We start from the raw sequence: 15,549 nt of genomic DNA, 5'->3' as shown, positions 1-15,549 counted from the left end.
GTAACTTTGTTACGAGACTTTTAGAGTCGGATATGGGAGGACAAAAAACATGAAGAAAGTGGCTTATATTGCATCGGAATGCGTACCGTTTATCAAGACTGGCGGACTTGCAGACGTTGTTGGTACATTGCCGAGAATCTTTGATAAAAAGGAGTATGACGTGCGTGTCATCATTCCGAATTATATGTGTCTGCCGGCAAAATTCAAGGAGAAGATGCGTTATCTGACGCATTTCCATATGGATATTGGCTGGAAGCAGCAGTATGTCGGGGTTATGTATCTGGAATATGAAGGGGTTCCGGTATACTTTATTGACAATGAGTATTATTTCAATGGTTTCAATATATACAGTGACGATATGAAATGGGATATCGAGAAGTTCTGCTATTTTAGCAAGGCAGCACTTTCCATCCTGCCAAGTATCGGATTCCAGCCGGATATCGTACACTGCCATGACTGGCAGGCAGGACTGGTTCCGGTATACTTGAAGACATTGTTTGCAGACAATCCATTTTACAGTGGTATGAAGTCAATCATGACGATCCACAACCTGCAGTTCCAGGGAAGATGGGATATCAAGACCGTACAGGAGTATTCCGGACTGCCAGATTATTTGTTTACACCGGATAAGCTGGAGATTGACAAGGATGCAAGTATGCTCAAGGGTGGACTTGTTTATGCAGATAAGATTACAACGGTATCGAATACGTATGCACAGGAGATTCAGACGCCTTATTATGGTGAAGGATTAGACGGTTTGCTCCGCGCGAGAAACCAGAGCCTGTGGGGCATTGTAAATGGTATCGATTACAAGGATTACGATCCGGCTACAGATAAGAAGATCTATAAGAATTACACATTGAAGAATTTCCGCAAGAACAAAGTGGCAAACAAGCTTGCACTGCAGAAGGAACTTGGACTTCCGGAAGATAAGAATGCTTATATGATCGGTATTATCTCCAGACTGACAGATCAGAAGGGCTTAGATCTCGTTGACCGTGTCATGAACGATATCTGTACCGATGGTACACAGTTTGTTGTGCTTGGTACCGGTAACCGGAAATATGAAGATATGTTCCGGTACTATCAGGGCATTCATCCGGCAAAGGTATCTGCGAATATTTATTATTCGGACGAATTGTCACACAAGATGTATGCAGCGTGTGATGCAATGCTGGTTCCATCCCGCTTCGAGCCATGTGGACTGACACAGCTGATGGCACTTCGTTATGGTACACTGCCTATCGTAAGAGAGACGGGCGGACTGAAGGATACGGTTATTCCATACAATGAATTCGAGGGAAGCGGAACCGGATTCTCATTCGCAAACTATAACGCACATGAGTTACTGAATACGATCAACTACTCAAAGCAGGTATACTTCGACAAGAAGAATGCCTGGGAATGTATGCAGGAATGTGCGATGCAGCAGAACTACAGCTGGTCTAATTCCGCAGAGATCTATCAGAGACTGTACGAACAAGTATAAGAAGTATCATATAAAAAGAAAGCGATTTGATTTTCATCGAATCGCTTTCTTTTTTATGATGATTGTGAAACAGAGAAACATCTATCGGATTCTGTTTGACTTGCGTATTACTTGTCTTTTCCCTTCAGAGCTTTCTCCGCGAAAGCTGCCTCATCAATGATCTCTTCCGGCTCAATGCCGGCCTTTAACTTCTCAATCTCATCAATTGTGAGTCCGGACATAAGAGCTACTTCATCTATGGAAATATCCACCTTCAACATGCGCGTTGCAAGGTCGTATTTCGCTTTTGTTGTCTTATTCATAAGGTTAACTCCCTTCAAAAAATATAACTATATTATTATAAATTTTTCAGATATTCCTCGTTGATGGCGAGCACCTGCTTCATTGCTTCCTCACCCGGTGCACCAATCGTATTTCGCTTGCTGACACAGGTCTTCAGGCTGATCGCATCGTAGATATCATCCTCGAATACCGGGCTGATTGCCTTATACTCGTCGATGGACATATCAAGCAGGGATTTGTCGTGCTCGATGCAGTAGAGTACAAGCTGACCAACGATACCATGTGCATCACGGAACGGAACACCGTGATTAACCAGATAATCAGCCGCATCGGTAGCATTTGTAAATCCGTTCATGGCACTTTTCTCCATGACAGGCTTGTTTAACTTCATTGTAGAGATCATACCTGTGAACAAAGCGATACATCCTTTGACCGTGTCGATTGCATCGAAGGTAAGCTCCTTGTCCTCCTGCATATCCTTATTATATGCAAGTGGGATGCCCTTCATCGTTGTGAGAATGGACATCAGTGCGCCGTATACACGCCCGGTCTTACCGCGGACAAGCTCGGCGATATCCGGATTCTTCTTCTGTGGCATGATCGAACTTCCGGTGCTGTATGCATCATCTAATTCTACAAACTGGTATTCGTTGGAATTCCAGATGATGATCTCCTCAGAGAAACGGGACAGATGCATCATGATCGTAGAGAATGCGGAAAGCATCTCTATCACGTAGTCACGATCGGATACGGAGTCCATACTGTTTAAGGTTGGACCGGCAAAATCCAGAAGACTGGCAGTCAGGTTACGATCCAGCGGATATGTCGTTCCGGCCAGTGCACCTGCACCAAGCGGACAATAGTTCATACGTGTATAGATATCGTTCATACGGCTGTAATCACGTTTGAACATCTCCATATATGCACCGACATGGTGTGCAAATGTGACAGGCTGTGCTTTCTGCAGATGTGTAAAGCCCGGCATATAGGTATCTACATTTTCCTTCATCAGGATATGCAGCTCTTTCATCAGCGATACGAGCAGCTTCTTAACTTCGAGAATTTCATCGCGTACATACAGACGCATGTCGAGAGCTACCTGATCGTTTCTTGAACGTCCGGTGTGAAGCTTCTTACCGACATCACCAATCCGGTCAATCAGGTTCGCTTCGACGAAGCTGTGAATATCTTCATATTTCGAAGAAATCTCCAGAGTTCCATTTTCTACATCGGCAAGGATGCCGTTTAAGCCATCGATAATCTGGTCGCGTTCTGCATCTGTCAGGATACCGCTTGCTGCAAGCATTGTTACATGTGCGATGCTGCCGCGGATGTCCTGCTTGTAGAACTTCTGATCGAAACTGATCGATGCATTAAAATTATATACTAACTGGTCTGTCTCCTTTGTGAAACGACCGCCCCATAACTGTGCCATAATCTACCTCACTTTATCTTCTGTAAATAATTTGCGTTGTGCTAAGGCATATAACAAGGGATTGATTTGTATCGTATATAATGTATCGCACCTAAGAAGTAATAAGGTGTTCTGATATCAGAGATTCCATATTGACGCAACCGCTGTCAATTCGCCATCCGTGGCTCAGTGACAGCTTGCCTGAACATCGTGTTCAGGCATTGCTGATGTGAACAGAACATCAATTACTTCTAAGATGCGAACATATCATATACTACACAAATGAATCCCTTGCCATATGCCAAAGACATTGTAAATATTTACAGATATTTAATGTTTGAAATATAATATACAACAAATCCCAAGAACCGACAAGACAAACGCGAAAAAAGGTTGCGATTTATCATTATATACATTAGAATGATTTACATAATTATAGACATATATAAGACAAGTGCGAAACAGAATACATTGTATATCGAATGAATAAGATTGAAATATATGTTGGCAGTATAAATGTTTCGCAGTTGTCTGGGATAAGGAGATAAATATGAACACAATTCTTGCAAATATAATCGCAACCGGCGACAGTGGCAAACCACTTCTGGTAGCCATCTGCCTGATCGTCTCCATCGTATTGATGGTCGTTCTGATCATGGTAGGCAAAGGTGGAAATGGAGAAGACGATGAGTCAGATGAGGAAGAAAAAGACAGGAGTAAGCATTAAATGAAGCAGAAAAAAGGGAAAATGCATATTATCCTTCCAGTGCTTGTGGTGGCTGTGATCCTTGTGTTTTATTTTTTCAACTTCCGCATCGGTTCCTATCTGCATCCAGATGAGACCGCATACAGTATGGAAGAACTGACACAACTGGTGACCGAACAGATCAACGATGGAAAGACAACCGGCAATTTCTATATATCTGGGATTTCGGAGAGTGATATTTCTAATATCAATGAGAATCTATGTAGCATGAACGGCATGGTCGACCAGTATATGGTGACAGAAAAAAGCCGGGATGGCATGCGGATACAGTTTCGATATGAGATCTCGGACAATTATTATGTATGGCAGAAATATGTAAATGGTGCTGCAATTCCATCCGATCATGCACTTGCCTATAAGCTGTATGATAAGGTGGAAGATGTGTTAAAGCAGATCATCAAACCGGATATGACAGACTATGAAAAAGAGCTTGCGATCCATGATTATATTGTGGTGCATTGCCAGTATGGGTATGTGGAGTCCTCAAAGGATTACGCGTACCGGGCATACGGTGCGCTGGTGCAGAACAAGGCTGTGTGCAATGGATATGCGGAGGCGATGGCACTGCTTATGACATGTGTCGGAATCGAGAACCAGATCGTAACCGGAACGGCGGATAATGAGCTGCATGCATGGAATCAGGTGTGTCTGGATGGAAACTGGTATCAGGTCGATGCCACATGGGACGATCCTTTGCCGGATCGCGGTGTATTTGCTGGACATGAGTATTTCAATGTGACGGATGAGATCATGGATGAACGGCATGACTGGAAGCAGGATGCATTTCCGGCGTGTGACAGCACCGATTATAATTATTACGAGCAAAATGATCTGATCTGTGACAGCGATGCGTTCCGTACACTGCTCAAGGATCAGGCATTGCGCAACAGCACGGGGACGATCGAGGTTGTCGTGACCGATTATACGACCGATTTTGATTATTCCTTTATGCAGGATGTGAGTGCGGTGCAGTATTTTCAGTACACAGAAGAGCCTTACGGCGCGTATGAACTGGTAACGGTATATTTAAATCAGAGGTAGAAGATGGAAATCGTTGAGATAGAAGAAAAAGCAGAATATATAAAAGAGTTGTTTGAAAAGGAGAAATACGACAGCTTTTATCTGTACGAGGCACGGGTGAAAACGAAGCTTGATTATTATGTAAATGGCAGACTGAACCGTGAGTATTTTGATACGGAGGCACAGGCAGATCTGCCGGAATATATTGAATGGAAGGATATCAAGGCGACCGTGTATGCGTATCTGAAAGGGGAACGGCTGCCGATCGGCTTTAAGATCATTTTGATGTTCAATCGCGAGAATATCAGCCGCCTGTTGGAAATGAACAATCTTCCGGTCAAAGAGGAGGACGTGAGCGCCTTGTTTATGAACGTCGTCTATGAGCATGGAACGCTGGCTGTGACAACCGGAACGTCCCTGAAGATATTTACGATGGACAAGACATTGGAGCATATCTGGGACGATACGATTAAGAAATATTATATTTAAAGTAGAATTATTAGCACTCAATAAAAATGAGTGCTAATTTTTTCTTGACATTCAAATTTCCAAGTATTATTATCTTATTTATGAAATATACATTCGTAAAATGAAGTCTGCAGGAAAGGACAGCAGACTTGTATTGGTTTTAGGAGGTAATAAGACATGGAACGACAGGGTAATTTATCAATTAACAGTGACAACATTTTTCCGATTATTAAGAAATGGCTTTATTCCGATCAGGATATTTTCATTCGAGAGCTGATTTCCAACGGCTGTGATGCAATCACAAAATTAAAGAAGCTTGCCGTGATGGGAGATTATGAGGAAGTTGAAGGCGAGGAGTACAAGATTGAGGTGTACGCGTCTGCCAAGGATAAGACTTTGACATTCGTCGATAACGGTCTTGGTATGACCGAGGAAGAGGTTGACAAATACATCAACCAGATCGCATTTTCCGGTGCGACGGACTTCATCAACAAGTACAAGGACAAGGCTGGCGATGAGCAGATCATCGGACATTTTGGACTTGGTTTTTATTCCGCATTTATGGTTGCCGATAAGGTAACGATCGAGACATGTTCCTACAAGGAAGGTGCAAAGCCGGTATACTGGGAGTGCGACGGCGGAACGAATTATACGATGAGTGAGAGCGACGACGATATCCGTGGTACAGCCATTACATTGTATCTGAATGAGGATTGCTTGGAGTATGCAAATGAGTACCGTGTAAAGGAAGTTATCCAGAAGTATTGTGCATTTATGCCATACAACATCTACTTTATCAATGAGGATAAGGAAGAGGAAGAAGCTGCCAAGAAGGAAGCTGAGAAGAAGGAAAAGGACAAGGTGATCGAGGTCGATACGACACAGGAAGATGAGCTTGTCGGCGATGCACCGAAGAAGGATGAGGCAGAAGAGAAGAAAGAGGATGCCACAGAGGAAAAGAAAGAAGAGAGAAAACCGTTAAATGATACGAATCCTCTCTGGATGCGCAATCCGAAGGATTGTACGGACGAGCAGTACATTGATTTCTATCAGCATGTATTCTTGGACTTCAAGAAGCCGCTCTTCTGGATCCACCTGAATATGGACTATCCATTTAACTTAAAGGGTATTTTGTACTTTCCGAAGATCAATACACAGTATGACCAGTTGGAAGGTACGATTAAGTTATATAACAATCAGGTATTTATCGCAGATAACATCAAGGAAGTTATTCCAGAGTTTTTGCTTCTGCTGAAGGGTGTCATTGATTGTCCGGATCTGCCGCTGAACGTATCCCGTTCCGCACTGCAGAACGATGGTTTTGTCAAGAAGATCTCAGATTACATCACGAAGAAGGTCGCTGATAAGCTGACTGGCATGTACAAAAACAACAAGGAAGATTACGAGAAGTATTGGGATGACTTAAGCCCATTTATCAAGTTTGGCTGCCTGAAGGATGAGAAGTTCTGTGACAAGATGACAGATTACATGCTCTTCAAGGATATCAACGGCAAGTACATCACACTCCCAGAGTACCTGGAAGAGGGCAAGGAGAAATACGAGAACAAGGTATTCTATATCTCCGATGAAGTGGCACAGTCCCAGTACATCAACATGTTCAAGGAAGAGGGCATGAATGCGGTTTATCTGACACACAACATTGATAACCCATACATCACACACCTGGAAGGTAAGAATGAAAATGTGAAGTTCCTGCGTATCGATGCAGACCTTGCCGATAACTTTGTCGGTGAGAAGCTGACGGAAGAGCAGACGAAGGAATATACCGATAAGCTTTCTGAGGCATTCAAGAAAGCAACTGGAAATGATAAGCTTGTAGTCAAGGTTGAGAGCATGAAGAACGAGAATGTATCTTCTGTCCTGACCGTATCCGAGGAGTCCCGCCGTATGATGGAAATGATGCGTGTTTACAATATGGGCGGTATGGATCCGAACATGTTTGGAGCAGGCGAGGCAGAGACACTTGTCTTGAATGCAAACAACAAGCTTGTAAAATACATCTTAGATAATCCAGAGGGTGAGTACAAGGATATGATCTGCAACCAGCTTTATGATTTAGCTGTTCTTGCCAACAAGCCGCTCTCTGCTGAGAAGATGACAGCATTTGTAAAACGAAGCAACGATCTGCTTGGATTGTTGATCTAATATAATCACATAAGGTGGTCAAAATGCATGTCAGATGTAAATATGCATAGTAGATTCATTCGTAATATAACATATTGTGACTAAGAAGTAATATTCGTGTTCTGGGATATATGTATTACCGTACGCAACCGCTGCCAATTCGCCATCCATGGCTCAGTGGCAGCTTGCGAAAACATCGTGTTTTCGCATTGCTGATATTCACAGAACACGAATTACTTCTAAGTCACAAATGTATCATATTACTTCATGAATCTATATGCGCATTTACATTGACATGCATTTTTGATATTATGTGATTGCAATTTTAGAAAGTAGCTTACGAAACGGACTATGATTTGCTTTTATGTGTCTGCATCGTTGTCTGACAATATAAATATGTTTGGAATTTAGAAGTTCTTGATGTTCTGTAAATAAACAGCAATGTTTGAACACGATGTTCAAACAAACCGCCACTGAGCCATGGATGGCGAATTGGCGGTGGTTGCGTGCGTTGTTTAGCTTGTGAATCAGAACATCTTAGAACTTCTTAATTTCAATACATCTTATATAGTCAGACAACGATGCAGACATATATGCAAATCATAGTGTGTTTCGTGATTATTGATCGTGATTATTGGAATGAAAAGGAGTAAGAAAATGGCATTTGACGGAGTAACCGTGTCTGCAATCGTCAGTGAACTAAAGAAGAATCTGACAGGCGGACGTATCTATAAAATATATCAGCCGGAAGTGGATGAACTGTGTCTGGTCGTAAAGAACCGGACAGAACAGGGCAACACAACCAGTCGTCTGGTAATCTCTGCAGATGCCAGTCTGCCTCTTATTTATCTGACGGGGCAGACAAAGGAGAATCCGACGACAGCCCCGAATTTTTGTATGCTGCTACGGAAGCATATTGGAAATGCACGCATCTTATCGGTGACGCAGCCGAATTTTGAGCGAATTGTAGAGATGCAGTTAGAACACCTTGATGAAATGGGTGATCTTTGCCAGAAGAAGCTGATCGTTGAGATCATGGGAAAACACAGCAACATCATCTTCACGGATGCGGATGGTACGATCATTGACAGCATCAAGCATATTTCCCATCAAGTAAGTTCGGTGCGGGAAGTGCTGCCGGGAAGAACGTATGTATATCCTCCGGCACAGGAAAAGGAAAATCCGCTCGACATTGATATCAATTATTTTATGAATCATGTCCTGCGCAAGCCGGTATCGGTGACGAAGGCAATCTATACATCGCTGACAGGATTATCACCGGTGATCGCAAATGAGATCTGTTACCGGGCTGGTGTCGATGGCGGCATGAGTACGGCGGGACTTTCGATGCAGGAGCAGGAGGATTTGTATGCAGCGTTTGATGCGATGCGGACAAGTATAAAAGAAGAACAGTTTGCACCGTGTATTGCATATCAGGGGTATGCACCGAAGGAATTTGCGGCGTGTACACTGACGATGTACGGAGAGGAAGCAGACAACCTTCCAAAGAAGGATGTGGATGGACTGAAAGTATTTCCGTCGATGTCTCCGGTCATTGAAGAATACTATCAGGCAAAAAGCGTGGTGACGCGGATCAGGCAGCGGTCGACCGATCTTCGAAAGATTGTGAACAATGCGATTGAGCGGACAGCAAAGAAATACGATCTGCAGCGGTCGCAGCTAAAGGATACAGAGAAACGGGATAAATACAAGGTCTATGGTGAATTGCTGACTGCCTATGGATATTCTTGTAAACCGGGCGATAAAGAAATCACCTGCGAGAACTACTATGATGGCAGTATGCTTACGATTCCGCTTGATCCAGAGCAGTCGGCGATGGAAAATGCAAAGCGGTATTTCAACAAATACAACAAACTGAAGCGTACCTATGAAGCACTGATGGAGCTTACGGTAGAGTCGAAAGAGGAACTTGATTATCTGCTTTCTGTGCAGAATTCGCTGGAGATTGCGAAAACGGAAAATGATCTGCAGGAGATCAAGCAGGAGCTTGTGGAAAGTGGCTATGTGCGCGGCAGATTCGATCGGAACAAGCAGAAGAAACAGGTGAAGGCAAAGCCACTGCATTATATATCCAGTGATGGCTACCATATGTATGTCGGAAAGAATAATTTCCAGAATGAGGAGCTGACATTTAAGTTTGCAGAGGGCAATGATCTGTGGTTTCATGCCAAACAGATGCCGGGTTCCCATGTGATCGTCAAGACGAACGGTGAGACAGAGATTCCAGACCGTACCTACGAGGAGGCGGCGAGACTGGCGGCATATTACTCAACCGGCAAAGAAGCACCGAAGGTGGAGATTGACTATACGACGAAGAAAAATCTGAAGAAACCGCCGAAAGCAAAGCCGGGTTTTGTAATCTATCATACGAATTATTCGATGAGTATCGAGCCGGATATCCACGGGATCGCAGAAGCTTAAAACGTGAAATTAAACATCAAAACACCTTGATTTTTAGGGGTGCCTATACTATAATAATGTAGATTATCGTTCATGGATAAGATAGAAACGATAATCTGCATTATTTTTATGTGTGCATAAATGCGCAGGGAGAAACGATTGCCGCAAGGCAACCGACGTATATAGGAGACTATCGTGATAAAAAGTATGACAGGCTTCGGAAGAGGCGAACAGGTAAATGACGATCGTAAGATCGTGGTAGAGATCAAGGCGGTGAATCACAGATTCTGTGATATGAACGTGAAGTTGCCGAAGAAGCTGAATTATTTTGAGACAGACATCAGAACCTGCCTGAAAGAGTATATTCAGCGAGGAAAAGTAGACGTATTTGTCACATATGAAGATTATACAAAGTCCAACGTATGTGTAAAATATAATAAGGAAATTGCAACCGAATATGTAAACTATCTGAATAGTATGGTGGAGGATTTCGGCTTGCAGTCAGATGTGAAGCCAGCGGTAATCGGCAGATTCCCAGAGGTGTTTACATTGGAGGAGCAGTCTGTGGATGAGAATGAGATCTGGTCTCATTTGGAGGGTGTTGTGCGGGAAGCAGCCGAGAAATTTGTGGAATCCCGTGTCCGTGAAGGTGAGAACCTGAAGAAAGACTTGCTTGCCAAGCTTGCTGCGATGTCAGACATTGTGGCTTATATCGAGGAGAAATCCCCACAGATCATCGAGGACTATAAGGCGAGATTGATCGAGAAGGTGGATGAACTTGCGATCAATACGCAGATCGATGATCAGCGTATTGCAGCCGAGGTTACAATGTATGCGGATAAGGTCTGTGTGGACGAAGAGGTTGTACGTCTCAGAAGTCATATTGACAGTACAATCAAGATCCTGACCGAGGGTGGTGCCGTTGGCCGGAAGCTTGATTTCATCGTACAGGAGATGAACCGGGAAGCAAACACGATTTTGTCCAAGGCAAATTCCCTGATCATTTCCGATAAGGGAATCGACCTTAAGACAGAGATCGAGAAGGTTCGTGAACAGATACAGAATATAGAGTAGGAGGAACCAGATAGATTATGGCAAAGAAAGGTTCTTTGATCGTCATTTCCGGATTCTCCGGTGTTGGTAAAGGTACCGTGGTAAAGAAGATGGTTGCCGAGTATGGTTACAGCCTGTCGGTTTCTGCGACAACACGTGCACCGCGGGAAGGCGAAGTAGACGGAAGAGAATATTATTTCAAATCCGTGGATGAATTTCGGAATCTGATTGATTATAATGGATTTATTGAGTGGGCACAGTATGTGGAGAACTACTATGGTACCCCAAGAAAATTTGTAGAAGATGAGATGGCGAAGGGACATGATGTGATCTTAGAGATCGAAGTGCAGGGCGCGATGAATGTCCGGGAACAGTATCCGGATGCGATTCTTATCTTCATCACAGCACCGAGCGCGAAGGGACTCCGGGAGCGTCTGGCAGGACGTGGCACCGAGAGCGAGGAAGTCATCGACAAACGCATGCGGCGTGCGGTAGAAGAGTCCGAGGACATGCAGCAATACGACTATATCGTTGTTAACGACGATTTAGATACATGTGTACACAGCGTACACTCGATTATTGTCGGCAGAAAATGTCTGCGTGAGAATAATCTGGAATTTATAGAAGAGATTAAAAACGAGCTGAAAGCTTTATAGGAAGGGAGATATAGACAATGATACATCCATCTTACACGGAGTTAATGGAAGTGATTAACAGCGACGTAGAGCCAGGCGAACAGCCGGTTGTTCAGAGTCGTTATTCTGTGGTTATGGCGACTGCAAAGAGAGCCAGACAGATCATCGATGGCGCAGAGCCATTGGTAAAATCAGAGAGTGGCAAGCCACTTTCTACCGCAGTCAAGGAGCTGTATAGCGGAAAAGTTAAGATTGTCGGAGATGACGAGTAAAGAAACCCGAAAGGTTCAAAAAGGCTGCAGAACAAATGCTGTGGCCTTATTTACTTTTCACTTCTATTCTTTTAGGGAGGACAGCGTATGAAATTATTAGAAGTATTACAGGGACTGGATTATGAGGTTTTGAAGGGAAACACAGATACAGAGATCCGGGAGATCCAGAACGATTCGCGAAAGGTACAGCCGGGAGATCTGTTTTTCTGTATCTCTGGTGCGGTATCAGATGGACATACATATGCAGAGGATGTGGCTGCGAAGGGTGCAGCCGTGATCGTCGTGGAAAAGCCGGTAAATGTGCCAGATGCGGTAACTGTGATCCGTGTGGACAGTACCCGGTATGCAATGGGTAAGATCAGTTCTGCGTTTTATGGAAATCCTTCTGAGAAGCTGACGGTAATTGGACTGACCGGAACCAAAGGAAAGACGACAACGACCTATATGATCCGTGAGATGCTGGAACGCTCCGGGATTAAAACCGGCTTGATCGGTACGATTGAAATTATAGATGGAAGTCAGAAGATTCATGCGGACAACACAACACCAGAGTCGATGATCTTGCATAAATATTTAAAGAATATGGTGGAAAATGGCTGTAAGGCGGTCGTGATGGAGGTTTCTTCGCAGGGACTGATGTTAGACCGTGTAGCAGGCGTGGATTTTGATTATGGTATCTTCACAAATCTGTCGAAGGATCATATCGGTCCAAATGAACACGCAAGTTTTGAGGAATACCGCGACTGGAAAGCAAAGCTGTTTACACTCTGCAAGACTGGTATTTTCAATGTGGACGATGCAAATGCAGCGTACATGATGGAGCATGCAACCTGTGAGAAATTAACCTACGGCGAGCGCACAGATGCGGATTACTGTGCAAAGGATATCGAACTGTACAGAGAAAAAGGAGTGCTTGGAATCCAGTATGCATTGTGCGGGAAACTGGATGCAAAGATTGTGGTAGACCTGCCGGGAGAGTTCTCCGTGCATAATTCTCTGGCAGCAGTCGCAGTGGCAGATCAGATGCAGGTTGGTATTACAGATATTCAGAATATATTGAAGGAAGCAAAGGCACGCGGACGTGTGGAGATGATTCCAATCTCCGATTCATTTACGCTGATGATCGATTATGCGCACAATGCAATGGCGCTTGAAAGTCTGCTTACAGCGCTTCGAGCCTACAATCCGAAACGTCTGGTGACCTTGTTTGGATGCGGCGGAAATCGTTCCAGAGACCGTCGGTTTGAGATGGGCGAAGTATCAGGGAAAATGTCTGATTTTACGATTATTACAAGCGATAACCCAAGAGATGAGGAACCGCTTGCAATTATCGCAGATATCGAAACCGGAATGAAGAAAACGGATGGGGAATACGTGAAGATCGCAGATCGGAAGGAAGCAATCCGTTATGCAATCCTGCATGCGAAAGAGGGCGATGTCATCGTCCTTGCAGGAAAGGGACATGAAGACTATCAGGAGATTCATGGTGTGAAACATCACATGGATGAACGGGATCTGATTCGTGAGATTTTGGAGGAAGAGGATGTCACAAACATATGCGGATATAATAATCGATATTTCGCATAGTGCGATCGACCGGGTGTTTCAATACCGGATCGGAGATGCATGGAAAGAGCAGGTACAGGTCGGAAGTCTGGTGACGGTTCCGTTTGGAAAAGGAAATGCGCACCGGCACGGTTATGTGATTGGTATCACACAGACTCCATCCTACGAACCGGATAAGATCAAGGAGATCGTCGATGTGCCGCAGAAAGGACTTCCAATCGAGGGAAAGCTGATCCAGCTTGCTGCATGGATGCGGGAGACATATGGGACAACGATGAATCAGGCGTTGCAGACAGTCATGCCAGTGAAACAGACGGTGCGAAAGACTGCGCAGAAGGTGGAGGAGACAACTTTGCCGGATACAAACTGGGAGTTTGTGACACTGAATGATGAGCAGCAGGCGCTGGTCGATGCATTTGCGGAAGATATACAGGCAGGAGAGCGGCATACATATCTGCTGCACGGTGTAACCGGAAGTGGGAAGACAGAGGTCTATATCCAGTGCATCAAGGAAGTGATCCGGGAGGGCGGTCAGGCGATTGTGCTGATTCCGGAGATTTCGCTGACGTATCAGACACTGGCGCGGTTCCGAAAACATTTTGGCACGCGTGTGGCATTTGTCAATTCCAAGCAGAGCAAGGGTGAGAAATACGAGCAGTTCCGCAAGGCGAAGGAAGGGGAAGTCGATGTTGTGATCGGTCCCCGCTCAGCACTTTTTACGCCATTTCCGAATCTGAAGCTGCTTGTAATGGATGAGGAGCATGATCCGGCATTTAAGAGTGATCAGGCACCGCGGTATCATGCAAGAGACGTGGCAATCAAGCGTGCAGAGCTGGAAGAAGCCAGTGTCATTCTCGGTTCGGCGACCCCGAGTATCGAGAGCTATGCGCGGGCAGAAGCCGGACAATACCGGTTATGGGAATTAAAAGAACGCCCCGATGGTGTGCAGGCACAGAAAATCGAGGTTGTGGATCTGCGCGAGGAGCTCCGACGGGGAAACCGGAGTATCATCAGCCGGAGTCTCTATGAGAAGATACAGGAGCGGCTTGAAAGAAAAGAGCAGATGATGCTTTTTATCAACCGCCGGGGATTTAACAGCTTTGTATCGTGCCGGGCATGTGGTGAGGCAATCAAATGTCCAAGATGTGATGTGGCGTTAACGTATCATCAGCAGACAATACAGGCACAGAGACAACTGGTGTGTCATTACTGTGGCTATATGACAGCGATGCCAAAGCAGTGTCCGTCCTGTAAATCGAATATGATCGCCGGATTTGGAACTGGTACAGAGAAGGTTGAAGAGGAAATAAAAAAACTGTTCCCTGCGATTAAGACCTTGCGGATGGATCGGGATACAACGATGCGGAAGGACGCAGGTGCCAGAATTCTGAAGCAGTTTGCGGAAGGAAAGGCAGATATGCTGATCGGCACGCAGATGATCGTCAAGGGACATGATTACAGCAATGTGACGTTGGTTGGCGTGATCCTGGCGGATTTATCCTTATACGCAAATGACTACCGTGCAGGAGAACGTACTTTTGATCTTCTGACGCAGGCAGCCGGACGTGCCGGTCGAGGCGAAAAAGAAGGAGCGGTCGTGATACAGACCTACCAGCCAGATCATTATGCGATTGCGGCAGCTGCCAGTCAGGATTACAAAGCATTTTACGAAATGGAGATGGCATACAGGCGGATGCTTCGTTATCCACCGGTTTATGATATGTTGCAGATTCTGCTGACCGGAGAATCCAAAGGAAAAGTAGAAAGCTATGCCGGGATTTTATGCCGGGATTTAAAGGAAAAGACAAAGACATTACAATATACGCAGACAAGGATCATCGGACCGGGAGAAGCGGCGATTGGAAAGATCAACGATGAATACCGTTATGTGATCTATATCAAGGCACCAGGGCTTGGCGCAATCACGACGCTGCGTGACTATATTGACACATGCGGCTGCGAAGGCGTGACGATCAGCGTGGATATGAACCCGATGACGGTTTGTTAAGAAAAATATG

13 protein-coding genes are annotated in these 15,549 nt (G+C 44.7%); 11 read left to right on the top strand and 2 right to left on the bottom strand.

Annotated features, from left to right (window positions below; genetic code table 11):
- The first annotated feature begins 49 nt into the window (after positions 1-49).
- On the top strand, positions 50-1,489 hold the full coding sequence (gene glgA / locus H9Q76_RS08875; protein ID WP_117780663.1) for a glycogen synthase GlgA: 1,440 nt from the start codon (positions 50-52) through the stop codon (positions 1,487-1,489).
- 107 nt (positions 1,490-1,596) lie between these two features.
- Here glgA and H9Q76_RS08870 read toward each other — a convergent pair whose 3' ends face one another.
- Both H9Q76_RS08870 and argH read right to left on the bottom strand, forming a co-directional pair.
- The gene (locus H9Q76_RS08870; RefSeq protein ID WP_021985254.1) at positions 1,597-1,791 is read right to left on the bottom strand and encodes a hypothetical protein; all 195 of its coding nucleotides are present in this window, start codon (positions 1,789-1,791) and stop codon (positions 1,597-1,599) included.
- A gap of 35 nt (positions 1,792-1,826) precedes the next feature.
- Positions 1,827-3,206, bottom strand: coding sequence for an argininosuccinate lyase (gene argH / locus H9Q76_RS08865; protein WP_196021040.1), 1,380 nt, complete (start codon positions 3,204-3,206; stop codon positions 1,827-1,829).
- A 529-nt stretch (positions 3,207-3,735) separates the two neighbouring features.
- Between argH and H9Q76_RS08860 the strand changes: the two genes are divergently transcribed.
- The 10 genes from H9Q76_RS08860 to priA all read left to right on the top strand — a co-directional run bounded on the left by H9Q76_RS08860 (position 3,736) and on the right by priA (position 15,539).
- A complete protein-coding gene (locus H9Q76_RS08860; protein ID WP_021985252.1) occupies positions 3,736-3,912 on the top strand; it encodes a hypothetical protein in 177 nt (58 codons plus the stop codon).
- Positions 3,913-4,992 (top strand): transglutaminase domain-containing protein, encoded by a 1,080-nt coding sequence (locus H9Q76_RS08855; RefSeq protein WP_249320965.1) that lies wholly within the window; start codon positions 3,913-3,915, stop codon positions 4,990-4,992.
- A gap of 3 nt (positions 4,993-4,995) precedes the next feature.
- Positions 4,996-5,460: a DUF5721 family protein gene (locus H9Q76_RS08850; RefSeq protein WP_249320964.1), complete on the top strand. Its 465-nt coding sequence runs from the start codon at positions 4,996-4,998 to the stop codon at positions 5,458-5,460.
- Positions 5,461-5,616: 156 nt separating this feature from the next.
- On the top strand, positions 5,617-7,605 hold the full coding sequence (htpG, locus tag H9Q76_RS08845; RefSeq protein ID WP_118373457.1) for a molecular chaperone HtpG: 1,989 nt from the start codon (positions 5,617-5,619) through the stop codon (positions 7,603-7,605).
- Positions 7,606-8,241: 636 nt separating this feature from the next.
- Positions 8,242-10,026, top strand: a complete 1,785-nt coding sequence (locus tag H9Q76_RS08840; RefSeq protein WP_249320963.1) for an Rqc2 family fibronectin-binding protein — start codon at positions 8,242-8,244, stop codon at positions 10,024-10,026.
- 174 nt (positions 10,027-10,200) lie between these two features.
- Complete coding sequence (locus H9Q76_RS08835; protein WP_118544832.1) at positions 10,201-11,079, top strand: YicC/YloC family endoribonuclease; 879 nt, start codon at positions 10,201-10,203, stop codon at positions 11,077-11,079.
- 17 nt (positions 11,080-11,096) lie between these two features.
- The gene (gene gmk / locus H9Q76_RS08830) at positions 11,097-11,714 is read left to right on the top strand and encodes a guanylate kinase (protein ID WP_249320962.1); all 618 of its coding nucleotides are present in this window, start codon (positions 11,097-11,099) and stop codon (positions 11,712-11,714) included.
- 17 nt (positions 11,715-11,731) lie between these two features.
- On the top strand, positions 11,732-11,965 hold the full coding sequence (rpoZ, locus tag H9Q76_RS08825; protein WP_021985245.1) for a DNA-directed RNA polymerase subunit omega: 234 nt from the start codon (positions 11,732-11,734) through the stop codon (positions 11,963-11,965).
- Between the two features lie 87 nt (positions 11,966-12,052).
- On the top strand, positions 12,053-13,552 hold the full coding sequence (locus H9Q76_RS08820; RefSeq protein ID WP_249320961.1) for a UDP-N-acetylmuramoyl-L-alanyl-D-glutamate--2,6-diaminopimelate ligase: 1,500 nt from the start codon (positions 12,053-12,055) through the stop codon (positions 13,550-13,552).
- Positions 13,509-15,539 (top strand): replication restart helicase PriA, encoded by a 2,031-nt coding sequence (priA, locus tag H9Q76_RS08815; protein ID WP_249320960.1) that lies wholly within the window; start codon positions 13,509-13,511, stop codon positions 15,537-15,539. Before H9Q76_RS08820 ends, priA begins: the two co-directional genes overlap by 44 nt.
- Positions 15,540-15,549: the final 10 nt, after the last annotated feature.

This window comes from Wujia chipingensis, from assembly GCF_014337155.1.
Lineage (GTDB): Bacteria > Bacillota > Clostridia > Lachnospirales > Lachnospiraceae > Coprococcus_C > Coprococcus_C hominis.
The sequence above is the reverse complement of the archived record's forward strand: the minus strand, read 5'-3'. Positions and strand labels throughout refer to the sequence as shown.